This window comes from Caulobacter sp. GW822-FHT01G02 (genome assembly GCF_058802865.1).
On the sequence record NZ_JBXAON010000011.1, the window covers coordinates 75,462 to 96,909 of the forward strand.

The following is a 21,448-nucleotide window of genomic DNA, read 5'->3' on the forward strand; positions in this document are numbered from 1 at the left end:
CCGCGATCGCGCTCTACGGCCAAGGCCGCCGAGCCCCGAAGGTGGGTCTCGTCCCATACGGGTCACGATCACTGGCGCAGGGGCGGGCCGTTGGCCCGCATAAGGCCATCGCGCGGCGCGCGATGACTCTCTTGAAGATCCTTTCTCCAAAAAGGGGGGTGGGCGACGCGCCCTTCTAGGCCCGCCACGGACGGCGGCAACCGGCCTTCGGCCGGTCCTCCACTGCGTTGCGGCCCTTCGGGTGCCGCCGCCCGCTGCGGCGGGCCTCTCCGGTCGCTCATCGCCGCCCACCCCCCTTTCCGGCGAAAGGACGCGGGGTTTGGGGCGGGGATGGAGGCCACCTCATGCGCTCTTCCCGGAAAGGCCGTCAGGGAACGGTCAAGCTTGCGTCAAGGACGTCCGCCGCCGCCTCGGCGGCCCGGCCGGGGGGCGCTGCCCCGGCCTGCGGTGGGGAGGGGGACGGTTCGGCCGACCCGGATGAAACCCGCCGAGCGGGCGAGCCGGAGCGTTCGCGCGCCAGCCTCTATGACGAAGTCACCGGCCGGATCATCGGCGAACTGGAGGCCGGGCGCCTTCCCTGGGTCAAGCCGTGGGGCAAGGTCGGCGGGACCGGGCCGGGCCTGCCGCGCAACGCCACAACAGGGCGCAGCTATTCGGGGGTGAATATCCTGCTCTTGTGGGGCGCGGTCATCGAGCATGGCTACGAAAACCAGGGCTGGCTGACCTTCCGCCAAGCCCAGAAGGCTGGGGGACAGGTGCGGCGGGGCGAGCGCGGGACCACCGTGGTCTTCGCCGATAAGTTCACCCCCAAGGCCGAGCAGGAACGGGCGGCGCGTGACGGCGACGCGCCCGGCGCCGTGCCCTTCCTCAAGCGCTTCACCGTCTTCAATGTCGATCAATGCGAGGGCCTGGAGACCTTGGCGGCGGCGCCCGCGCCCTTGCCCGAGCGTCAGGTCATCCCCCACGTCGAGGCCTTGATCGCCGCGACACGGGCGGATTTTCGGATCGGCGGCCATGAGGCCTATTACGCCCCGGCCCTGGACTATGTCCGCGTGCCGCCGCAACCGGCCTTTCGCCACCAGATCGACTACTACCGCACCGCCCTGCACGAGCTGTCGCACTGGACGGGCCATCTCTCGCGCCTGAACCGCGACCAGAGCGGGCGGTTCGGCTCCAAGCCCTACGGTTTCGAGGAACTGGTCGCCGAACTGTCGGCGGCCTTCGCCTGCGCCGCCTTGGGCGTGGTTCCCACCGTGCGCCATGCCGACTACCTGGGCGCATGGCTGTCGATCCTGAAGGAGGACAACCGCGCCATCTTCCGCGCCGCCTCCAAGGCCAGCAAGGCGGCCGACTACCTGCTGGCCTTCGCGCCCGACCGGGCGGGCGAGGGCCAAGGCAGGGATGAGGACGAGGCGCGGGACACCGCGCCGGTCTCGGAGGTCGCGGCATGAAACCGCCCCTGATTCCCGACGCGATCATGGCCCAGCTGATCGCCAATGGCGCGGCGCAGGACGAGCGCGACCCGGTCCCGCCGCTCAAGCTCTTCAATCCGGTTGGGCCGGGGCGCTGGCTGATCACCGAGATCATGGCCGACGCCGACACCCTGTTTGGCCTGTGCGACCTGGACCAGGGCTTTCCCGAGCTGGGTTACGTCAGTCTCGACGAGATCGAGGCCGTCGCCTTGCCGCACGGCTTTCGGATCGAGCGCGACCGCTTCTTTGTCGGGCGCGTCCCGCTGTCGATGTGGGCGCAGCTCGCCCGTCGCCTGGGCTCGATCCTCGCGGCCGAGAACATGGTCCGCCTGATGTCCCATCACGCCAAGGACGGCCCGTCCTGAACCGGTTTTCGCCCTTCCGCGCGCCGGGTCCGCCCGGCGTCGGACGACCGCGCCAATCCCGGCGCATCCCCGGTCCCGCCCTTCGCCTTGGACAGCATCACGGGCGGGACCGGTTCACCCCTGAAAACAGGAGCCGACCCATGAGACTCTCCCACGCCGACCCGCGCAAGCTGGTCATCTCACCGCTCAACATGCACTTCGACGAGCCCGCGCCCGACGTCTCCGACATCATCGGATCGGTGCGCCAGCACGGCGTCCTGGAAACCCTCCTGGTGCGCGAGACCTTCCAGGACGGCGTCCTGATCCCCGAGCATTTCGAGGTGGTGGCCGGGCGGCGGCGCTGCTTCGCCGCCCAGGCCGTGGCGGGCGAGGGGATCGACATCGATCCCGTCCCCATCGGCATCCTGGAACCGGGCGACGACGCCGCCGCCCTGGAAATCTCGCTGATCGAGAACATGGCCCGGCTGCCGCCGAACGAGGTGGCTTGCTGGGAAACCTTCGTGAAGTTGATCCGCGAAGGCCGCACGCCCCAGGACTTGGCCGCCACCTTCGGCAAGACCGAGGTGGTCATTCACCGCGTTCTGGCCCTGGGCAACCTGCTCCCGCGCATCCGCAAGCTCTATCGCAAGGAGGACATCGACGTGGCCACGGTCCGCCAGCTGACCCTGGCCAGCAAGAGCCAGCAGAAGGACTGGCTCAAGCTCTACGACGATCCCACCCAGCGCGAACCGCGCGGCGCCAGCCTCAAGGCCTGGCTGTTCGGCGGCGAGGCGATCCCGACCAGCTTGGCGCTCTTCGCCCTGGACGACTATCCCGGCGCCATCATCGCCGACCTGTTCGGCGAGGAGGCCTACTTCACCGATGCAGCGCTGTTCTGGACCCACCAGAACCAGGCCGTGGCCGCCAAGGCCGAGGCCTTGCGGGCCGAAGGCTGGACCGACGTCGAGGTGCTGGAGGTCGGCCAGATGTTCCATGGCTACCAGCACGTCGCCACCGCCAAAGCCAAGGGAGGCAAGGCCTTCATCGCTGTCAGTCGCCGGGGCGAGGTCACGGTGCATGAAGGCTGGCTGACGGCCAAGGAGGCCCGCCGGGCCGAAGCCGCCGAGCGGGCCGCCACGCGCGGCGACGGCAAGGAGGGTTCCGCCGCCAGCGGCGAGGCGCCCAAGGCCGAGCGCTCGGAGGTCACCGCCAACCAGCAGGCCTATATCGATCTGCATCGGCGGGCCGCCGTGCGCGCGGTGCTCACCGACCATCTGGACGTGGCCTTGCGGCTGCTGGTCGCCCACGCCGTGGCCGGGTCCCGCTACTGGCGGGTGGAGACCGATCCGCTGGGCGCCGGGTCTCAGATGGCCGCCGACAGTCTCAAGACCAGCCCCGGCGAGACGATCTTCGCGGCCAAGCAGTCGCAGGCCCTTCGGCTCCTGGGTCTGACGGCCGCTGGCGACGTGGTCGGGCGCGGCCACGCGGGCGGGGCGGCGGCGGTGTTCGCCCGGCTTCTGTCGCTCACCGACGCCGAGGTCCTGGCCGTCGCGGCGGTGGTCATCGGCGAGACCCTGGCGGCCGGGAGCGCCGAGGTCGAGGCGGCGGGGACCCATCTCCAGGTCGACATGGGCGACTTCTGGCGGCCCGACGAGGCCTTCTTTGACGGCATCAAGGACCGCGAGACCGTCAACGCCATGCTCAGGGAGGTGGGCGGCAAGAAGGTCGCCGACGGCAACGTGAGCGAGAAGGTCCGCACCCAGAAGGGCATCTTGCGCGACTTCCTGGCCGGGACCAATGACCGGCCCAAGGTGGAGCGCTGGACGCCCCGTTGGCTGACCTTCCCAGCCCAGGCCTATACCCGCCGCCCGTTCGCCACGGCCCAGCGGTCCAAGGCCGTGGCGCCGCTGTTGCGCCGCGTGCGCTCGCCGCAGGACGAGGCGGGCGCTCCGGAGACCGTCGCGCCCGACGCGGTCGCGCGCCAGACCCGCGCGGCGGCTCCGGCGGCTCCGGGGGACGCCGAGGTCTTCGCCGCCGAGTAGCCCGGCGTCTTGTCGAACCCGCCTCCAGGCCCCCGCGCTCGCGCGGGGGCTTTTCTTTTGGGCCTTTGGCTGGACGAGACGGGGCGGGGCGGAGCGAGACGGGGCGGGGCGGGGCGCGGGCCTGTGCGCGGCGTGAACCCTGGCCTGGCCTTGCCCTTTCCTTGCCGCGCCAAAGCCCCCGCGTCTCGCGGCGCCGGGGACGGCGAGCCCCCGTCCTCGGGGTTCCAGATCTGGGCGAAGACGTCGCCGTCGTCCTGGCGAGCGGCGCGGCCCAGCATCACCCTGATCGGGCGCGGGCCAGGGTCGCGGTGGGCCAGGAGCCAGCCGACAAAGTCTCGACCCGAGACCTGGCCGACGTCGAGCCAACCGGCCCCCAGGTCCATGCCGCTCGAATAGACGCGGCGGCCGGGATGGGCGGGCGAGGCGCTTGTCCGGCGCCGGCGGGGTCTCGACGCCCGCGCGGAAGCGGGTGGTGCGCAGCCGACCCTTGAAGACACCGGTTCGACGCCGCGCGCGACGTCGCCCACAGGCCATGACGGCGTCCTCGCCCGTCATCCGTCGTTTGTCGATCCCCGGACTATGACTTGAACCCTATGGGCGGCCGCCCCGCCCACAAACCCTCGCGTCCGGCTTTTTTCCCCGCCGCCTTCGAAGAAGGGCGGCTCCTCGCGGCGCTGCGCTTCAAAAAAGACCGTGCGCTCGGGTCCTTCGCTGGCGCTGCGGCCCTGCCGGGTTGGGGGCGGCGCGGCCCGCCCATCACGGGGCGCCTGTCGCCGGGGATCGGCCCCGACGGATCACAGGACAAGGAACACCATCATGGCTTCTCTGGGCAACGTCACCCGCAGCGCCGAAACCGGCGCCTTCAAGGGCGAGCTGCGCACCACCCGCTTCCGCGCCGACATCGAGATCGTGCCGGCGCCGGACAAGCCCTCGGCCGCCCATCCCGACTACCGCGTCTATTCGAACGGCGTGGACCTTGGGGCCGGTTGGCTCAACGTCGGCCAGATCTCGGGCCGCGAATATATCGGCCTGACCCTGGCCCACCCCGACCTTGGCCCGCGCGCCATCAAGGTCACGCTGGGCCGGGCCGCCGGCCAGGACGACGACGACGTCTTCGCCCTGATCTGGAACCCCGAGGACTAAAGGTTCGCCGCCCCCGCGCCGCAAGGCGCGGGGGCTTTGGCGCGTCGGGAAAGGGCAAGGCCAGGCCCCAGACCAGAGGCCGACCGGATCGATCAGGCCGCGTGGCCGGCGGCGGGCGCGGCCGGCTCGGCGAGCGCCTGGCTCTCCTCAAGCAAGGCGTAGCGGATCGGCGGCCAGACCGCGCCCGGCTCGACCTCGCCGGGCGTCTGCTGCGATCCGGCCAGGTGGACCAGCAATTCATTCATCCCGTTGGAAACCGCGTGCGCCCAGGCGGCGTGGCCGCAGCCGGCCTGGCGGCTGATGTCCTGCGCCAGGTCCAGGCAGAAGATCGTGCGTCCGCCGTCGGGGTCGCGCCGCGCGAAGGCGAACAGGCCCCCGCCGCGCACGAAGCGGCCATCATGATGGTAGAGGCTCATGAACTGGACGCCGCCGATCACCACGCTGTCGTCCGTCGTCATGCCGCGTCTCCCAAGGCGCCTGAGGAATAAGAACAAAAATAGAACGAACTTCGGCCGCGAGTCGAATCCGTTCGGCGCCGAGGCTAGGGCAGGGCGCCGATTCTTTCCCACAGGGTCTCTTTGATCGATCGCGTTTCCCTGTGGATTGAGGGCCTCAACGCCTTGATCCACAACGGTTTGGCGCGATCCGGACAGACGCCCCCACCGCCCGCCAGGCGTCGTTGAAAAGGTCCGCGCAGGCCAGACCGGCCAAGCGCCCCGTCCCCCCGGGCGCGGCCGGTCGCGGCGGCCCGGCCCGACGGTCTCCCCCGCCGTCGCCCGGGCCGCCGTTCCTGGCGCTTCCCCCCCTGGCACGGCGGGCCGGAGCTATCCCATGTCAGTCATTGGTCATTTCCGCCGCGAGGGCGACGGGTTCACCGGGCGCATCGCGACCCTGGCGCTGGACGTCACCCTGCGGCTGGCGCCGGCGACCCGCGTTTCGGCCAAGGGGCCGGACTACATCGCCCTGGTCGGAGAGAACGAGGTCGGGGCCGCTTGGAGGGCTAGCGACGCCAGCGGCGCGCTGCTCAACGTCAAGCTGGACGATCCCACCTGGCCCGAGCCGGCCAATGTCCGGCTGATGGCGGCCGAGAACGGCGTCCTGCCGATGACCTGGATCCGCAAGAGCGAGAACCCCGACAAGCCGGCGACACCTCCACCGCCGGAATAGAGCCCAAGGATGCGGTCGCGCGCCGGATCGGCTAGCGACCGCGCGCCTTGCCGTCATCGTCATCGGGCGCATCGTCGCCGGGATCGTCCGGCGCCTCGTAGGTCTCGTTGATGGCGCGCTCGATATAGTCTTCCGCCGAGGCGTCCTGGCGCGCGAAGAGCTTGAGCACCTCGTCGCGAATGAACCGGAAGCCCGTCACCAACAGGCCCGCCGGCACCCGCGACAGGCGCGGCCCGACCTCGGTGAAGAGGTCGCGCATCACGATGAAGAACGCGGTCGCCATCTTGTTGTCGATCAGCAGCAAGGCCAGGTCCGGCCAGTTGAAATAGATGGCCAGCAGGATGGCGACCGCGTCGGACCGGGTGGCCTTGGCGAACAGGCGGACCTTGTTGAAATCGAACGCGCGGCGGCCCGCTTCGAAGTCCTGATAGGTCCGCAGCGACACGCCCATGCCGGCGGCGACCTGCGCTCCGGTCATGTTCCGCTCCTTGCGGATGGCCTTGACGATCTGGGACAGCAGTCTCGCCTGACGCGCCAAAGGCGCTTTGGGGGAGGCGGCCATGGTACGCTCCGGACCGATAACAACTACAGGTACAGTAGGCCAGCGCCGCCTCGACCTCGCAACCGTTTTGCGCGAATGGTTTCGTCTGCGGTCGGACAGATTGCACCTGAGAAGTCTCAAGATCGCAAAGCCCGCGCCAGCTTTGCGGCTTGATGTGCAACGATCCGGGACATCGCGTGCAACGATCAGGGAGCTGGGTCCCGAAGTGTTGCCGGTCGATTCGACTATCCACAGGGATTGACGCACGCCGACGGTCCGATCCTCTCCAGACATCGACGCGGCGCCCGGCAGGCCGAAGACTCTCGGCTTTGCCGGAGAGACCGCATGGGCCGAGATCGTGATCCGTTTGACCGCGCCTTGGAGGCGCTGCGCCAGCGCGTTTCCCAGAGCATTCTCCCGCAAGGGGCGGCGCTGCCGGTCAACGCTCTGGCCGCCGAGCTTGGCGTCAGTTCGACCCCGGTGCGCGAGGCCCTGGCGCGGTTGGCCGGGGAGGGCCTCGTGGTCAGGACCTCCTCCGGCTATGCGACGCTCACCTGGGATCGGGGCGATCTTGCCGCGCTCTACGGTCTGGCCGGTCTGCTCGCGGAAGCCGTGCTCGCAACCCTCGTCCTGGAGCCTGACCAGCCGCCGCCGACCTTGGACGAAGCTTTGCGGGGCGGTGGAAGCGTTACGCGCGAGGAATACGCGCGGGTCGAGGCGCAACTGGCGCCGTTTGGCGCAGCCGAGCGAGAGGTCCTGGGCCAGGACGATCGCATGGCGCTGGAGCGGGCGATCGCCGAGCGCCAACCGGCTCGAACCCTGGGGGCCATGGCGCGCCGATACTACCGCCGGCGCGCTCGGCGGGCAGGGGACATCCTACGCCGCGCCCTCGGCGTCGGCTGATCAAATATAGATTTGAATATACGACCTGCGGGGCGCGCAATTGGGTTGCCGCAACTTGCGGCTGTCACCAGCCTAAGGAGGTCTTCATGACCCGCTCCACCATCCGGCTGATCCGCTTCGGCTCGGCCAAGACCCTGACCCTCGCCGGCAACGGGGAGCAATACCCCGAAGCCCAGGACGTCAGCATCCGCTACGACCTGTAGGGCGTCCCGGCCGGCGCCCCTCGGGGCGCCGGCCCTCTTCCTTTCATCCTTCAACCTTCAGCGCGCCACGCCTCGTCGCTCGCGTCGCGGCGTGGCGCCCGCACGGGACCTTTCAACATGCCTCGTCTCCTCCGCATTGGCTCGGCCAAGACGCTCACACTGGGTTCGGACATGGGCGACACGCCCGAGCCGCAGGACGTCACCCAGCGCTACTTCGCCGGCTGATCGAGCAAGGCCAGCGACGCCCGATCGTCGCTGGCTCCTCGGAGTTCCAGCGCGATGAAGCACTTTCTTCCCGATCACGTGCATGCCGTGGCGATCGACGCCGACGTCGTCTTTCTCGACACGGTCGCCGACGTCTATTTCTGCCTGGCGGGGGCGGGCGAGCTGCTGGCCGTCCGCGCCGACGGCGTGGTGATGGCGGACGAGCCCAAGGCTGCTGCACCCCTGGTCGAGGCCGGCCTGTTGTCGGCCGTCGGCGGCGCGCGGACGCGAGCCGTTCCGCCGCCTGCGATGCGCAGCCTGTCGATCAGCGCAAGCGGGGCGACGCCGGGACGAGCGATCAAGGCGCTGAGCGCCAACGCGCGCGCCGCGCGCGCCGTCGCCGACCTGACCTTCGCCGAGATCCTGGCCATGGCCGCCCACGTCCCAGCCGACCCGGCCAGCGCCGATCGGCCGGCGCGCCCCACGCGGCTGGAGGCGGACGCGGCGCGGTTCGCGCGGCTCGCGCCCTGGCTGCCCCATAGCGGGGTTTGCCTGATGCGCAGCCTGCAGCTGCTGCTCTATTTGCGCGCCCTGGGCCACGCGCCCGCCTGGGTGTTTGGCGTGCGCACCTGGCCCTTCAAGGCCCATTGCTGGCTTCAATCCGGCGATGTCGTGCTGGACGACCATCTCGAACACGTCCGGGCCTTCGTCCCGATCATGGCGATCTAGATGCGCGACTTCCTGGTCATCGCGACCCTTGGCGATACGGACGACCAAGATCGGCTGGCGATGCGCGATCGCCTGGTGGCGAGCGGAGACTGGCGGGCGGTGGCCGAGCGCCATCGCCTGTGCGTCCTGTTGGAGAGCGCCGAGCCCCCGGCCTATCGCCATCTTCCCGGCGTGGCCGGGGCCCTGATCGGAGACGTGTACGACGCGCGCGCGGCGCGCGATGGCGTGGGCGCGGACTTTCGCGCACAATCCCTGGCCGGGCTTTCACCCCGCCAGGCCGCTGGCCATCTGGTGTCGGCGGGGTTTGGCCGCTACCTGGCCGTCTTCACCGAGGGGCCGCGCGTCCAGGTCCTGCGTGATCCCATGGGAACCCAGGAGGCCCTGGCTTGGACGCGTGACGGTCTTGGCTTTGTCGGCTCACGCCTACCGCGCGATCGGACGCTCTGGCCCACGGACTTGGCCATTGACTGGTCGGCGATCGCCAAGATCCTTCGCCACAAGATCCTGGCCCACCATCTGTCGCCGCTGGTGGGTGTCTCGTCCATCGAGCCGGGCGTGCTGCTCGACCCCTGGCGCGCGGATGCGGATGGCGTCTTGCGCGGCGAGAAGCTCTGGGCGCCGGCCTGGTTCGCAGCCCAGGCAGGGCGCGGCAAGCCGCGCCGCCGCTGGCGAGATCCGGCCACCCTGGCCCAGGTGATCGACGGCGTCACGGCCGCCTACGCCCAGGGCCGCCAGCGGATCCTCTGCGAGATCTCCGGCGGACTGGACTCGGCGATCGTCGCCGCCAGTCTCAAGCGCTGCGGGGCGGGCGTCGCCTATGGCCTCAATCATAGCTGGCCGCAGGTCGAGGCCGACGAGCGGGTGTTCGCCCAGGCGGCGGCGGACACCCTGGGGGCGCCGCTGACCATCGTCGACCGTGACCTGCTGATCCTGGACGCCGCCAAGCTCGCGCGCGCGGCGGGCGGTCCGCGTCCCAACTTCCTGGCCGGCGATCCGGACCATGACGCCGACCTCGCCGTCCGACTGGCCGCCGCCGCCACGCCGGGGGAGGCCGCCGCGCTGTTCACGGGACGCGGCGGGGACGCGGTCTTCTACCAGATGCCTGCCCCGGAACTGGCGCTCGATCTCATCGGCGCGAGACCCAGCGCCTCGCCGCGTCTGAAGGGCCTGGCCAGCCTCGCCGCCCGGCGCGGGACCACCGTGTGGCGCTTGATCAAGGAGGCCCGCGAGCGACAGAGGCGGGGCCTCCTCGCGCCGCCGGCCTCGCCCCTCTTGGCGCCGGGCGTGGCCGACATGCCGGTTGTGTGGCACCCGTGGCTCGAGGACTTGCAAGACGTCAGTCCGGCCAAGCGCATCCAGCTGCGCGCCATCGCCAACTCGCTCACCGCCTTTGGCGAGAGCGAGCGCCATCGGGTCGCCGACATCCTCGATCCGCTGATGGCCCAACCCGTCGTCGAAACCTGCCTGCTGACGCCCGCCACGCTCCTGGCCGTCGGGGACACCGATCGGCCGTTCGCGCGGCGGGCGTTCGAAGGGCGACTGCCCGCATCGATCCAGCAGCGGCGGGGCAAGGGCGACCTGTCGGTGTTCTTCTCGCGCAGCCTGGCCGCCAGCGCCCCGTTCCTGAAGGCCTATCTGGGAGACGGCCGCCTTGCCCAGCACGGTCTGCTGAACCGCGAGGTGATCGACGCCACGCTCGACGCCGACCACCTGATCTGGCGCGACGCCACGCCCGACCTCTTCGTCGCCATGGCGCTCGAAGCCTGGGTGCGGCGATGGGAGGACATCCTGTCCGACGCTCAGGCCGAGGTGCTGGCCGCCGTCTAGGGCGCCAGGCCTGGGCCGATCGTATCGCGCAGGAACGACGACACCCGCGCGTGCATGTCCCGGATGTTGCCTGGAGAAAGCTGCACGTGCGTCTCGCCGCGATAGATCGCCAGGACTGCGTCCTTGTTCTGGCGAAAGAGCGCCGCGAACAACGCCTCTGGTTGGCCGACGTCATTGTCGAGGTCGCCATAGATCATCAGGACCGGCGCGACGATGCGGTCGGCGTGGAGCAGAGGGCTGTTGCGCAGGTAGCGTTCGGGATCGGACCACGGCGGACCGCCCATTCGGGTCTGCCCCGTCTCCAGCCACGACACCGCCCCGCCGATCGTCGGCCCAAAATCGGGCGCTGCGTAGATCGCCGGAGGCTGGCGGCCATAGGCGCTGATCAGGTCCGTCGTCGCCGACGCGGAAATGATCGCCTTGAAGCGCGGGCTCTGGGTTGCCGCCACCACGACCGCGTAGCCGCCGTAGCTATGCCCATAGAGCGCCAACCGATCGACGTCGATCGGCGCCGCGCCGGCCGCCGCGTCCACGGCAGCCAGGATCTGGTCGGCCAGGCCATCGACCGGGTCCTTCGCCTGGCGATAGGGCAGGGCTGGGATCAGCACCGCATAGCCCTGACCCGCCAGGATTTGGGCGTTGGGGGTGAAAGTCGAGGCGGGCGGCGTTTGCCCGGCCGGCGGGGCGTCGAGCGGCTGACCCGGATAGGGCAGCACGACGAGCGGGGCCTTGTGCTGCGCGCTCGCGCCGGGGGGCATGTAGAGCCAGCTGGTGAGGGTTTCACCGTCGATCCCCTTGTACCTGACGGGCTGGGCGGGCGCGAAGTCGATCGCGGCGAGGCTTGCATTGGCGCTAAGGACGGCCTGCCGCTCGCCGTCGCGGGCAGCGATCTCCACGGCCTCGACACCATGATCGTCGCGCGCCACCGCCACCCGCAGGCCGCGCCGTGGAGCCAGGGCGACCAGGGTCTCTCCGGGCCGAAGCGGCGCGAGCCGCTCGCCGGCCAAGGTCGTGAGGCTCGTCCCGTCGCCATCGACCAGCGCGGCGGCGTTGAGCCGCGGCGTGGCGTAGGGGCTGCGATCGCCCGCGTCGGTCGCCCGGAGGATGCGCGCCTTGACGGATTTGGGGAGCATCCGCGCGCCTTGCGCGCTGACCCGCCAGAGACGGCCATCCGCCTGCATCAGCAGCGTGCGCCCGTCGGCCGCCAGAAGCTGGGCTGGCGCGGGGAGATCCTTGGTCACGTTGACCGGGCCAGCCCTGGTGATCCGCCACCAGTCGTCCCGCTGGCCCGAGACCAGCCGGACGACGGGCGAATCCTCCAACCAGGCCCCGCGCGCCAAGGCGCCCTTGAACCGCGTGCCGTCCATGGCGGGCGTGAGGCCCGGTGGCGCGAGCGCCTCGGCGCGGCCATCGGGGGCGACCTGATAGTAGCGCCCCTCGCGCCAGGGCGCGTTGGCCGTGCGGGCGAAGACCAGGAGGTGATCGCCGGACGGAGCCCAGGACAGCAGGCGCGTGATGACGTCGCCATCGGGCAGGGGGGCGTGTTTGGCGCCCGTCTCAAGATCGACGACGACCAGGCGCCGGCGGCGAACGCTCTCGTCCGCCCGCGCCAGTTCCTTGCGGGGCGCCAGGTCCTCGCCCTCGGCCAAGGCCGCCACGCTCGCGCCCTGAGGCGAAACCTCCAGGTCGACCACGGTCTCATCGGCCAGGACCGTTCGCCGTCCGCTCTCCAGGTCGATGCTGAGCAACGCGCCGACCGGTCCCTTGGCGCGCAGCCCCAGCCAACGGCCGCTGCCGAAGGCGGAGACCGCCGCGCCCCCTTTGGCGGCGGTCTCCCACATCGGCGGGAGCCGCGATTGCGCAAGCCAGCCGTAGCCGAAGAAGCTGTCGAGGGCTTCAGGTCGCCGCGTGGCGACGATCAGCCGCCGATCGTCTCGCCAGGCCAGGGTGCGGCCGACCATGGGAAGGCGTGGTGTGACCCCAAGCCAGGTGACCTGCCCGGACTTGAGCGTCACCACGCCCACATCGACCTCATGGCCGGCGATCTTGTAGACCGCCAGCTTCTCGCCATTCGGCGACAGGCCGGCGGGGACATAGCCCGCCGTCGCGTCGCCGAAGTCGAGGGATCGCTCCGCGCCCTTATTGGCAAGGTCGAAGACGTGCACCCGGCTAAGGCCAAGGACGGTGTCGGCGTCCATATCGTAGCGCCGGGCGCTGTCCCATCGCGCGAACTTCTGCACGATGAGCCAACGCTGCTGGCTGTCGATCTGCACCGAGCCGAAGCGCTCTTGGGCGAGCAAGTCTGACACGGTGAAAGGGCGAGCGGCCGAGGGAAGAGGGACGGACAGCGCGCAGCCGACCGCCAACGCCGCGAAGCGTCGCATGGGGAACTCCATTTTCAGAGAGGAAGGAGGGCCTGGGCTACCAGGCCTTGGTCAGCTGGAGAGACACCGTGCGGCCGATCGGATCGGCGTTGGTCGGGTCGTAGCCGATGGCCAGCGGGTTGTCGTAGAAGGGTGGAGCGGCGTCGAACACGTTCTGCACAGACAGCGACCAGTTGACCCCGGCCCGGCCGAGCACCCCGTGCTTGGGTGACAACCGCACCTGCAAGTCCGCTGTCGTCCACGGCTTGATCCGGCGCCCAGTCTCGACCGCATAGGTGTCGCCCAGATAGTTCAGGCCGGCGGTGACGCCCAGGGCGCCGTGGGTCCAGTTGGCCGAGGCGCGGGCTCGAAGGTCCGCCGGATAGCCGGCCATGCCCGCAAGCTCGACCACCGTGGAGGTCGGCGTCACCCGGCGCTTGTAGTGCATCAACCAGGAGAGCGACCCGTCGAACGACAGCGGGTCGCCCAGCAGGGTCGTCGTGTACGAGCCCTGGAAATCCAGGCCGCGCACCATCAGGCTGCCAGTGTTGACCGGGCGCGCCTCGATGATCGCCCGGTAGGTCGAGATGTCGTAAAAGGTCGTCTGGACGCCGTGGGGGTCGTTGACCAGGGCGGTGACCCTCGCCAGGTCCGCTGCATTGGTCGCCGGGTTCACGAAGCTGACGAAGGGGGTCAGCTCCGTCGAGGTCAGGGCGTTGACGATGTTGTCGAGCGCGGGTGAGGCGATCCGGTTCTTGAATCGCGTTTCATAGACGGTGCCTGACAGCTTGAGGCCGGGGACCCGATGCGGCGTGAAGTCGAGCGTCGCGGCCCAGGACCGGGCGGTCTCCGGCTTCAGGTCAGGATTGCCCCCGCTGTAGAACAGCACCGGGACGTTGCCGCCATTGTAAGGGATGAGGGTGGGCGAGATGTTGTAGGGCGCGGCGAGCTCGGGCAGCGAGGGGCCGCGAAACGACGTGCCCCAGCTGAGCTTGACGTTCACGTCCTTGGTCGGTCCCCAGATGACCCCGACCTTCGGGTTCGCCGTAGAGCCGGCGTCGTCGTAGTGCTCGAAGCGTCCCGCGAGCGACAGCTCAAGGCGTTGCAGGCCGGGCCGGGCGTTGACGGCGCTGACGAACGGGGCGTTGAGCTCGGCATAGGCGCTGGTGACGGTGCGGTGATAGATCCGCGACGCCCGCGCCGTGGGCGCATAGCCGCTGGTCCAGGTCCAGCCGCCGGTCCGCAGACCCTCGCGCCGGGCCTGGCCGCCGAGCGCCAGCCGCAACGGGCCGCCGGGCAAGTCGAGAAGCGGTCCGTCGAGCGCCAGGTTGACCGAATTGGTTTCCCCGCGCTGCTTGGTCACGTCGCGACCCGAGAGGATGAAGTCGAGCACCGCCTTGGGGTTCGACCCGGTCCCGCGAAAGGGATTGAAATAGCCGTCCCGCGCCGCGCTGAAGCTGGTCAGCGGACTGTCGGCCGCCAACCCCGCCGCCTCGTTGAGGAAGGTCGTGTTCAGCAGGTTGCTCTGCGGCGCGAAGGACAGCTCCTGGGCATAGGCCCCGTAAACGTTGCCGGCCCAGCCAGCGGGAAGACGGACGTCAACCCCGAGGCTGAGGGCCAGGCTCTCGGTGTGGCCGTCGATCACCAGGCCGCCAGCCTCGTTCATGAACGAATAGGCGATCCGCTCGGACGCCAGGCCGGTGGGCGAAACGTAGTACGGATTGGCCTTGGTGACGGTCAGGTTGGTGAGGGGCGCGGAACTGACGCTCGTATAGTCGCGTCGTCCGATCCGCGCGTCGGCCGATAGGGTGACGGCGTCACCGACGTCCTGACTGATCGCGGCAATGAGGCTGTGGCGCGACTGTTTGGGCAGAACCCAGAAGCTGGCGCGCTGGTTTTCGAAGTTCATCGAGCCGGCGACAAAGTCGCTGGGCTTTAGGCCGACCCCATCCTGCCCAGCCGGAATGGCGTAGGCGGGCACGTAACTCCCCGCCGCATTGAGCCGTAGGATGTTGCCCGGCTGGCTATAGGTGTTGCGACGGCGGTCGGTCCCGCCGAGCGGGCGAAGGTCGGCGTAGCCGACATAGGGCCGATCCAGGGCGGTCAGCTCGCTGTGATGGTAGTACTCGTAAGCCGCCATGACGTGGCCGGTCGACCAGCGTTTGCCCAGCGCCTGTCCGAACTGGTAGCGGCTGTAGCCGCCCTCGGTGGCGACACCGCCCGACGCGCGAAACTCGCCGCCGTCCAGATCCTTGCGCAGGCGCACATTGACCACGCCGCCGACAGCGTCCGAGCCATAGAGGGCCGAGGCGCCGTCCAGCAGGATCTCGACGCGCTCCAGCGCGATCATCGGGATCGCCGACACGTCGGCGAAATCCCCGCGAGACCCAGCGCCGGCCATGCGCCGGCCATCGACCAGAACCAGGGTGGCGTTCGCGCCAAGTCCCCGAAGATTGACCCCGGTTCCCCGGCCTGCGTTGGCGCCGATGGTGTCGGCTCCCGTCGAGCTGCTGTCTTCGCTATAGGTCCCGCCAAAAGCCTGGGGCAGGGCGGTTAGGGCGTCGGCGACGCTGGCGTAACCCGCGCGGTCGATCTCGTCGCGGCTCATCAGAACGACGGGCGAGGCGCTGTCCTTGACGCCGCGAATGTGAGAGCCGACGACCACTTCCTCGACCAGGGTCGCTTCGCTCTGACCGCCGTCCGCGATGGTCAGCGCCGACGACGTCGTCTCCTGGCCGCCATCGTCGGCGCCAAGACCGACGCGAAGCGGGCGCAACACCAGCACGCCTGGCCGAACCTGTTGCACGGAGATCCGGCTGCCTGAAACCAGCCGTTCAGCCGCTTCCCGCGCGGTGAACCGGCCCTGCAGGGCTGGAGCGTTCAGACCAGCGACGAGCTCGGTCTCGAACAGGATCTTGACGTCGGCCTGGGTCGCCAACGCCACGAGCGACTTTTGCACCGGCCCGGCGGGTAAGGCTACAGAGACCACCGGATCGGCGGCCAGGGCGCTGGACGGCGCGGCCGCCGCCACCAGAACGGCCACGCAGGCGCCGCTAAACAAACTCACGAAGGCAGGCTTCATATCTCAAATTCCCCCGCCATCGGCGGGCGCGCTCGAGATGATGCGCCGTGGCCCCGTCGATGGATCGCGGGTGAGACGACCGAGATGACGTCGCAGGACAGCGGCCTCGTGAAAAAATTATGACGTCAGCCGGATGTGGGTCCTTGAGGTTGCAATTCCAGATCGCCGTTCGACTTCTGGACGCTCTTCAGGTCGAAAATCGACGAGACCGCGGCGATGAAGTCTCCATGGTCGCCGGCCGGGAAGACGCCGGTGACCAGCCGGTCGGCCGGGACGCCCGGCGCCAGGATGATCTTGTCGCGGCTGTAGCGGTTCAGTTCGGAGACCGCCTCCGACAGGGGCACGCCCTGGAAGGTGAGGTTTCCCGTCGTCCAACTTGTGGCGGAAGGGGTGTCGACAGCGGTCGGCGCCACCGCCTCGGTGGCCGCGCGCGGCAAGGCCAAGGATTGGCCAGCCTTCAGCCGCCAGGGTGCTGGCCGCACGGCGGGGTCGGAGACCTCGACACTGCCTTGCACGAGCACGACCCGGACATCCTGGCCGATCTTCCTGACATCGAAACGGGTGCCCAAGGCGCGCACTCGGGTGTCGCCGGCCGAGACGATGAATGGCCGCTGAGCGTTGTGCGCGACCTGGAAGAGGGCTTGGCCGCGCAGGAGTTCGATGCGGCGCTGGCCAGCCGAATATCGAACGCGCACGGCGCTATCGGTGTTGAGCTGGACGCGTGACCCGTCTTCGAGCGTGGCGCTGAACGTCTCGCCCACGCGCGTCGAGTAGGTCGGTATCCTTAGGGCGAAAGCGCCGATCGTCGCGACAAGGCAGGCAGCCGCCAGTCCGCCGACCAGCCACCGTGGATGTCGCGCCAGGGGAGAATAGCGTTTGCGGCGTGTGGCGCCGCGCTGAAGCGCCTCGGCCGCGGCCTGGCGCATGTCGGGGTCGTCCCGCATCGTCGCCATGGCGCGCTTGATGTCTTCAAGCCGTTCGTACTCGGCGCGATTTTCGGGATCCGCCCGCCAAGTTGAGAACGCTTCCAGCTCCTCGGTCTCGTGCGGAGGCGTGTCCAAGCGGTCCAGCCAGTCCGCCGCTTCGCGCGTCGTGCGCGCGGAACTCTTACGGTCTTTGATCATGACGAGCGCCGCCCTAGTCCCGCATGGCCGCCGCCACCCGAAGTGTGGCTCGGCGCATCCGTTCCTTTACAGTGCGCTCGGTGAGTCCCAGCTGCAACGCGCTCTCCCGATGCATCAGGCCGTTGATGTGGCTCAACACGAAAACATCGCGCAACTCTGGCGGTAGGGCCAGCACGATCTGCTTGAGGATCAACTGATACTCTTGCGGCGCGACCGTGGACGAGAAGGTCAGGGCGCTGCTGTAGGCGATGTGATCGGCCTCGCGCTTCTGCCGGCGAAACTGGTCGGTCGCCAGATTGTTGGCGACGTTGAGCAGGAAGGCTTTCGGGTGGCGGACCTTGCCCTCGGCCTCGTGGGCGGCGGTGCGCAGATAGGCCTCGTGGGCCAGGTCGTCAGCCATGTCGCCATAGCGCTTGCGAAGCGTGCGGCGGAACCACGTGTCATAGCGCCGGAACAGCGCATCGACGGCCACCGCGAGACTGGCGCGCGCGGGCGCAGGGGGGAAGAAGCCATCCATTGGACGATCCACTAGAGATTGCCCCACAGAATCTCTCATAAAATACGTCAGATAAAGTCCTATTACGGAAAAGTACGTCAGATTGGTTCCTCTGACGTCGAGCCCCGCACCTCGAAACTGACGCGGTCAGTAGTCGGGGATCGCTTTTGTATGTCGACGCTACGTCGCCAAGTGGGAGCTTTGGTCCGCCACCATCGCGAACGGCTGGACATCACTCAGGCAGAGCTGGGCGATCTTGTTGGCAAGTCGATGGAGACGATCGGCCGGATCGAACGCGGAAGCACCGCGCCTAGCCTCGTACTCTTGGAGAAGTTGGCTGCGGCTTTGAAGGTCGAGCCTCGGGATTTGCTTGGCGCAGGCGCCTACGCGGCGAAGTCGAAGAAAGGTGACCCGTTGGCGCGCCTACTCGATCGTCTCGCCGGCTTGTCCGATGAGGAAATTGAAAAGGCGGATAAGCTTCTGACCATCGCGATGAGTTGGAAGGCCACCGATTAAGTCGCGTAGCGGGTGGCAACTAGGTACGAGGCTTCACGCAGGAATTGGCGGTCCAGATATAGAATGATTGCCGGCTCCTTGGCCAATCGCTGCGCTGCGTAGGCTGCTTCCCACACTTCAAGAACGATGTTGTAGGCGTAGGTCCGGCGGGTGTGGCGCCATGACGAAATGGCCGCGCCGCTCGCCATATCGGGATCGGATCGGCCGCCGGGCGGTGGTCGCGGCGGCGGCTGGCGTGCATTTCTACCGCTGACCGTGCCCAGCATCTGCTGGGAGTTTCTGCGCCGAAATCGGACATACCAAGAGCACTTCAACTCCGTCACGTGCGGCGCGGCGAGCCTGGATCGGTGTTGGGGCCTCGCTGCGCTTGCCGATCCCGAGCTTCCAGCAGACCAGGCGCGCGTCGTTTGGCGCGCCGACGTCGCCCCGGCCTTGGTCGTGCCAATGGAGGAGCGCTCGTTTGGTCAGGCGAAAGCTTTGCCTAAGGGCGCCGATGATCCCGTTGCCGCTGAGGATGGGCGTTACCTTCGATTGCCGAGCGGCTTGCAAGTCCAACTTCGCGGCGATGCGACGCCCACCGGTCCGCTCGTGGTCGTCATGTCCTACGACAGCGATTTCAATCTGCGTGTTCGCGCAATCGATGCTTTGCGCCGAGCGGAAACGACGGAAACGCCGCCTAGATCTCGCTTCTCTGCCGATCAGCGAGCGCGCCTAGCCCGCACACTCTTCGCGCTCGATGCATCGCTTCGGGCGCAAAACTACCGTGAGATCGCTGCCGGACTATTCGGGGAGGAAAGCGGCGGCGACGAGGATTTCAAAACTTCGACCCTACGCGACGTCACCATCCGTCTCGTGCGGCGTGGCAAGAGCCTCATGGCGGGCGGCTACCTCAAGCTTCTGCGAGCGGGCTTCTGAGGATGGCGAAGACAGCCCTGGGCCGTCTTCGCCATCCCTGATCCTGCCGATCGGGCGCCAGGCTTTTCCTCGACCGCCGCCCGATGTCCGGGGCTTGCCGGCGGTTCCCTGAGGATCAAGAGCATGTCGCCGAACGAGTTTTCGGCCGCCGAGCGCCTGTTGGTGGCGCCCGAGGCGGCCAAACACCTCCGCATCTCGGAACGGACGCTAGCCAAGCATCGCTGCTATGGCACCGGTCCGGTTTACCGCAAGAACGGCGGGCGGATCGTCTACACGCTCGCCGATTTGGAGGCCTGGTCGCGGCGTGGCGAGCGGCGCTCGACCAGCGACCAGGCCGCCGTGGTGACGCCGCCGGCCAAGCAGCACGCCGCCCTTGCGCCGGCGTACGCGCGGCGTCACGGCGATGACTGAGCGTCCAACAAGCGGCGTCACCCGCGTGGAGCTGGTCTTCCTCAAGGACCGGATCGAGCGCTGGATTCGCTTTGGCCGGCCGATCGCCGAGCAGGTCCATGACCGCCGGCGGCGCGCGGTGATGTTCGCGCCCGGCGCGGTCTTCGCCTTCGTGCGATGGCGAGCAGGGGATTACGGCACGGTCGATTCCCGCATCGCCATCCTGCAGGCCGTCGCGCCGGGAGCGCCGTTCACCACCTATCCTGAGGTGTCGCCCGGTGCGGAAATTCTGCTCGACGTGGCGGGCTGGACCAGGGTCCAGAGCGTGCTCGAAGCGATCGATGGCGTGGAGCGGGTCGGCGTCCGGCCGGACCTCGCCGCACCAGACTATTGGCGCCATGTGGGCGCGCGCGTGGGTGTCGGCCTGCCGCCGCGGGTCTATTCCCGTCGTCGACATCGCGCCTGGCTGCTGCGGCGGATGTTCCTGTGATGGCCGCCGGCAGAAGGCTTCCCTTGATCGCGGTGGCCGCTACCGGATGTCTGTTGGTCGGCATGGGAGGAGGCGATCGCTTCGCGCCCCGCCTGTTGTTCAACACCACGGCCAGCGCCCCCTTGGGCTTCTATGTCCTGCGTCCTGGAGCGCCCGTGGTCGGCGAGTGGGTGGCCATCAAGCCGCCGCCGGACCTGGCGCGATGGTTGGCGATCCGTCGCTATCTCCCCCTGAACGTGCCGCTCCTCAAGCAGGTGGCCGCGCTCTCTGGGCAGGAGGTCTGCGGACGGGGCGGGGTACTGTCGATCGACGGCGAGCCGGTGGCTCGCGCGCGGGCGAGTGATCGGCGGGGCAGGACGCTGACCCCATTCCAGGAATGCCGCCGTCTTGTCGCCGGCGAGATCATGCTCGTCAATGCGCAGCCAGATAGCCTCGACAGCCGCTACTTCGGGCCTCTTCCGCTCGTTGGGCTCGTCGGTCGGGCGCGCCCGCTGTGGACGTGGGAGGCGCGGAGATGAGGCGGCCTTCCATCCTTTCCTTGTTCGGTCGGTTTGCCGGTCCTTTCCTCGTCCCGGTCAAGATCGTGTCAGCGGCTGGGCGCGGGCGGGGTCAAGGGCGGCCGGCAGGCCGGCGCGTCTCGCGCCTTGCCCTTGATGCCGACAAGCCCGGCTGTACGCTCGTTGTGACCGAGACGACAGGGAAAACTCCGCGCGCTTTGCGCGCGTCCGCAGCCTTGATTGCGGCCTTCAGCATCTTTGCATCGGGCGCATCCGCCTCCGCGCGACAGGCAGCCGCTCCTGCTGGGTTCCAGGCCGAGTTCGGCTCTCCGATCGCGCAGGCCGTGTCGGAGGCGGCGTCGCGTTTTGGGCTGCCCGAAGCCTGGATCTACGCGGTGATGCGTCAGGAAAGCGGCGGCCGAGCCGACGCGGTCTCGCCCAAGGGCGCGATGGGCCTGCTGCAACTGATGCCGGCGACGTGGCGTGAACTGACGCTGGAACTGGGCCTCGGAAGCGACCCCTACGATGTTCGGGCCAATGTTCTGGCTGGCGCGGCCTACCTGCGCCGCATGTATGACCGGTTTGGATCGCCGGGCTTCCTGGCCGCCTACAATGCTGGCCCCCAGCGCTACGCCGATCACCTGACTGGCGCGCAACCCTTGCCGCTAGAGACCAGAATCTATGTCCAGCGGGTGGCTCCCTTGCTGCTCGGGCAGTCCAGCACGCATCGGCCTGCCAGGGCGAAGGACCCGCGCGGCGCGAGCCTCTTCGTTCGGTCCGGTCATTTGGACGAGGGGGCGCCGGGGCGGGGCGGTGAGCAATCTCCGCACATGGGTCTGTGGCCATGATCATGCGTGGCTGGCGGGAAGTTGACGCAGGCGTTGGCGTCGAAAGGAGGGGCTGGAAGGGTGCTGGGGCAGGCTGTATGCGTCCGGCCGCTGCACGTCCGTCAGGTGTTGACGTGATTTCCGCTCTTCCAGGCCCAGGGCAGCAGCTCGTC

The 21,448-nt window shown here is 69.0% G+C and carries 20 protein-coding genes; 14 read left to right on the forward strand and 6 right to left on the reverse strand.

Going from position 1 to position 21,448, the window contains the following annotated elements; genetic code table 11:
- Positions 1-344: 344 nt before the first annotated feature.
- From AC1RNC_RS24730 to AC1RNC_RS24745, 4 genes are all read left to right on the forward strand, one after another.
- Positions 345-1,451 (forward strand): ArdC family protein, encoded by a 1,107-nt coding sequence (locus AC1RNC_RS24730; RefSeq protein ID WP_492888656.1) that lies wholly within the window; start codon positions 345-347, stop codon positions 1,449-1,451.
- Positions 1,448-1,837 carry a DUF2958 domain-containing protein gene (locus AC1RNC_RS24735; protein ID WP_492888657.1) on the forward strand — a complete coding sequence of 130 codons (390 nt, stop codon included), beginning with the start codon at positions 1,448-1,450 and terminating at the stop codon, positions 1,835-1,837. The genes AC1RNC_RS24730 and AC1RNC_RS24735 overlap by 4 nt, the downstream gene beginning before the upstream one ends.
- Positions 1,838-1,977: 140 nt before the next feature.
- Positions 1,978-3,858, forward strand: a complete 1,881-nt coding sequence (locus AC1RNC_RS24740) for a ParB N-terminal domain-containing protein (RefSeq protein ID WP_492888658.1) — start codon at positions 1,978-1,980, stop codon at positions 3,856-3,858.
- Positions 3,859-4,674: 816 nt separating this feature from the next.
- Complete coding sequence (locus AC1RNC_RS24745) at positions 4,675-5,001, forward strand: DUF736 domain-containing protein (protein WP_492888659.1); 327 nt, start codon at positions 4,675-4,677, stop codon at positions 4,999-5,001.
- A gap of 92 nt (positions 5,002-5,093) precedes the next feature.
- On the opposite strand, the gene AC1RNC_RS24750 is transcribed toward AC1RNC_RS24745, so the two are convergent.
- The gene (locus AC1RNC_RS24750; protein WP_096054014.1) at positions 5,094-5,459 is read right to left on the reverse strand and encodes a hypothetical protein; all 366 of its coding nucleotides are present in this window, start codon (positions 5,457-5,459) and stop codon (positions 5,094-5,096) included.
- Positions 5,460-5,832: 373 nt separating this feature from the next.
- Here AC1RNC_RS24750 and AC1RNC_RS24755 point away from each other — a divergent pair, with 373 nt between their 5' ends.
- Positions 5,833-6,168 (forward strand): DUF736 domain-containing protein, encoded by a 336-nt coding sequence (locus AC1RNC_RS24755; protein WP_395443963.1) that lies wholly within the window; start codon positions 5,833-5,835, stop codon positions 6,166-6,168.
- 31 nt (positions 6,169-6,199) lie between these two features.
- On the opposite strand, the gene AC1RNC_RS24760 is transcribed toward AC1RNC_RS24755, so the two are convergent.
- Positions 6,200-6,730: a helix-turn-helix domain-containing protein gene (locus AC1RNC_RS24760; RefSeq protein WP_492888660.1), complete on the reverse strand. Its 531-nt coding sequence runs from the start codon at positions 6,728-6,730 to the stop codon at positions 6,200-6,202.
- A gap of 324 nt (positions 6,731-7,054) precedes the next feature.
- Between AC1RNC_RS24760 and AC1RNC_RS24765 the strand changes: the two genes are divergently transcribed.
- From AC1RNC_RS24765 to AC1RNC_RS24775, 3 genes are all read left to right on the forward strand, one after another.
- The gene (locus tag AC1RNC_RS24765; protein WP_492888661.1) at positions 7,055-7,612 is read left to right on the forward strand and encodes a GntR family transcriptional regulator; all 558 of its coding nucleotides are present in this window, start codon (positions 7,055-7,057) and stop codon (positions 7,610-7,612) included.
- 482 nt (positions 7,613-8,094) lie between these two features.
- On the forward strand, positions 8,095-8,748 hold the full coding sequence (locus AC1RNC_RS24770) for a lasso peptide biosynthesis B2 protein (RefSeq protein ID WP_492888662.1): 654 nt from the start codon (positions 8,095-8,097) through the stop codon (positions 8,746-8,748).
- Entirely contained in the window at positions 8,749-10,575 is a 1,827-nt protein-coding gene (locus AC1RNC_RS24775) for an asparagine synthase-related protein (protein WP_492888663.1), read from the forward strand.
- Here AC1RNC_RS24775 and AC1RNC_RS24780 read toward each other — a convergent pair.
- From AC1RNC_RS24780 to AC1RNC_RS24795, 4 genes are all read right to left on the reverse strand, one after another.
- On the reverse strand, positions 10,572-12,959 hold the full coding sequence (locus AC1RNC_RS24780; protein WP_492888664.1) for an alpha/beta hydrolase family protein: 2,388 nt from the start codon (positions 12,957-12,959) through the stop codon (positions 10,572-10,574). The two genes, AC1RNC_RS24775 and AC1RNC_RS24780, sit on opposite strands and share 4 nt — an antisense overlap.
- A 37-nt stretch (positions 12,960-12,996) precedes the next feature.
- On the reverse strand, positions 12,997-16,005 hold the full coding sequence (locus tag AC1RNC_RS24785; RefSeq protein WP_492888665.1) for a TonB-dependent receptor: 3,009 nt from the start codon (positions 16,003-16,005) through the stop codon (positions 12,997-12,999).
- Between the two features lie 140 nt (positions 16,006-16,145).
- Complete coding sequence (locus AC1RNC_RS24790; protein WP_492888666.1) at positions 16,146-17,144, reverse strand: FecR family protein; 999 nt, start codon at positions 17,142-17,144, stop codon at positions 16,146-16,148.
- Positions 17,145-17,157: 13 nt separating this feature from the next.
- Complete coding sequence (locus AC1RNC_RS24795) at positions 17,158-17,661, reverse strand: RNA polymerase sigma factor (RefSeq protein WP_492888667.1); 504 nt, start codon at positions 17,659-17,661, stop codon at positions 17,158-17,160.
- A gap of 150 nt (positions 17,662-17,811) precedes the next feature.
- Here AC1RNC_RS24795 and AC1RNC_RS24800 point away from each other — a divergent pair, with 150 nt between their 5' ends.
- From AC1RNC_RS24800 to AC1RNC_RS24825, 6 genes are all read left to right on the forward strand, one after another.
- On the forward strand, positions 17,812-18,156 hold the full coding sequence (locus AC1RNC_RS24800) for a helix-turn-helix domain-containing protein (RefSeq protein WP_492888668.1): 345 nt from the start codon (positions 17,812-17,814) through the stop codon (positions 18,154-18,156).
- A 168-nt stretch (positions 18,157-18,324) separates the two neighbouring features.
- Positions 18,325-19,071, forward strand: a complete 747-nt coding sequence (locus tag AC1RNC_RS24805; RefSeq protein ID WP_492888669.1) for a DUF2285 domain-containing protein — start codon at positions 18,325-18,327, stop codon at positions 19,069-19,071.
- Between the two features lie 123 nt (positions 19,072-19,194).
- A complete protein-coding gene (locus AC1RNC_RS24810) occupies positions 19,195-19,482 on the forward strand; it encodes a helix-turn-helix transcriptional regulator (protein ID WP_492888670.1) in 288 nt (95 codons plus the stop codon).
- A gap of 25 nt (positions 19,483-19,507) precedes the next feature.
- Positions 19,508-19,951, forward strand: coding sequence for a DUF2840 domain-containing protein (locus AC1RNC_RS24815; protein ID WP_492888671.1), 444 nt, complete (start codon positions 19,508-19,510; stop codon positions 19,949-19,951).
- Positions 19,952-19,983: 32 nt separating this feature from the next.
- On the forward strand, positions 19,984-20,469 hold the full coding sequence (locus tag AC1RNC_RS24820; protein WP_492888677.1) for a S26 family signal peptidase: 486 nt from the start codon (positions 19,984-19,986) through the stop codon (positions 20,467-20,469).
- Between the two features lie 164 nt (positions 20,470-20,633).
- Complete coding sequence (locus AC1RNC_RS24825) at positions 20,634-21,296, forward strand: lytic transglycosylase domain-containing protein (protein WP_492888672.1); 663 nt, start codon at positions 20,634-20,636, stop codon at positions 21,294-21,296.
- Positions 21,297-21,448: the final 152 nt, after the last annotated feature.

What these genes read in the sequence shown, in the direction of transcription:
- AC1RNC_RS24730 (WP_492888656.1), top strand. Translation starts at nt 345, where the DNA reads ATGCGCTCTTCCCGGAAAGGCCGTCAGGGAACGGTCAAGCTTGCGTCA.
- AC1RNC_RS24735 (WP_492888657.1), top strand. Translation starts at nt 1,448, where the DNA reads ATGAAACCGCCCCTGATTCCCGACGCGATCATGGCCCAGCTGATCGCC.
- AC1RNC_RS24740 (WP_492888658.1), top strand. Translation starts at nt 1,978, where the DNA reads ATGAGACTCTCCCACGCCGACCCGCGCAAGCTGGTCATCTCACCGCTC.
- AC1RNC_RS24745 (WP_492888659.1), top strand. Translation starts at nt 4,675, where the DNA reads ATGGCTTCTCTGGGCAACGTCACCCGCAGCGCCGAAACCGGCGCCTTC.
- AC1RNC_RS24750 (WP_096054014.1), bottom strand. Translation starts at nt 5,459, where the DNA reads ATGACGACGGACGACAGCGTGGTGATCGGCGGCGTCCAGTTCATGAGC.
- AC1RNC_RS24755 (WP_395443963.1), top strand. Translation starts at nt 5,833, where the DNA reads ATGTCAGTCATTGGTCATTTCCGCCGCGAGGGCGACGGGTTCACCGGG.
- AC1RNC_RS24760 (WP_492888660.1), bottom strand. Translation starts at nt 6,730, where the DNA reads ATGGCCGCCTCCCCCAAAGCGCCTTTGGCGCGTCAGGCGAGACTGCTG.
- AC1RNC_RS24765 (WP_492888661.1), top strand. Translation starts at nt 7,055, where the DNA reads ATGGGCCGAGATCGTGATCCGTTTGACCGCGCCTTGGAGGCGCTGCGC.
- AC1RNC_RS24770 (WP_492888662.1), top strand. Translation starts at nt 8,095, where the DNA reads ATGAAGCACTTTCTTCCCGATCACGTGCATGCCGTGGCGATCGACGCC.
- AC1RNC_RS24775 (WP_492888663.1), top strand. Translation starts at nt 8,749, where the DNA reads ATGCGCGACTTCCTGGTCATCGCGACCCTTGGCGATACGGACGACCAA.
- AC1RNC_RS24780 (WP_492888664.1), bottom strand. Translation starts at nt 12,959, where the DNA reads ATGCGACGCTTCGCGGCGTTGGCGGTCGGCTGCGCGCTGTCCGTCCCT.
- AC1RNC_RS24790 (WP_492888666.1), bottom strand. Translation starts at nt 17,144, where the DNA reads ATGATCAAAGACCGTAAGAGTTCCGCGCGCACGACGCGCGAAGCGGCG.
- AC1RNC_RS24795 (WP_492888667.1), bottom strand. Translation starts at nt 17,661, where the DNA reads ATGGATGGCTTCTTCCCCCCTGCGCCCGCGCGCGCCAGTCTCGCGGTG.
- AC1RNC_RS24800 (WP_492888668.1), top strand. Translation starts at nt 17,812, where the DNA reads ATGTCGACGCTACGTCGCCAAGTGGGAGCTTTGGTCCGCCACCATCGC.
- AC1RNC_RS24805 (WP_492888669.1), top strand. Translation starts at nt 18,325, where the DNA reads ATGGCCGCGCCGCTCGCCATATCGGGATCGGATCGGCCGCCGGGCGGT.
- AC1RNC_RS24810 (WP_492888670.1), top strand. Translation starts at nt 19,195, where the DNA reads ATGTCGCCGAACGAGTTTTCGGCCGCCGAGCGCCTGTTGGTGGCGCCC.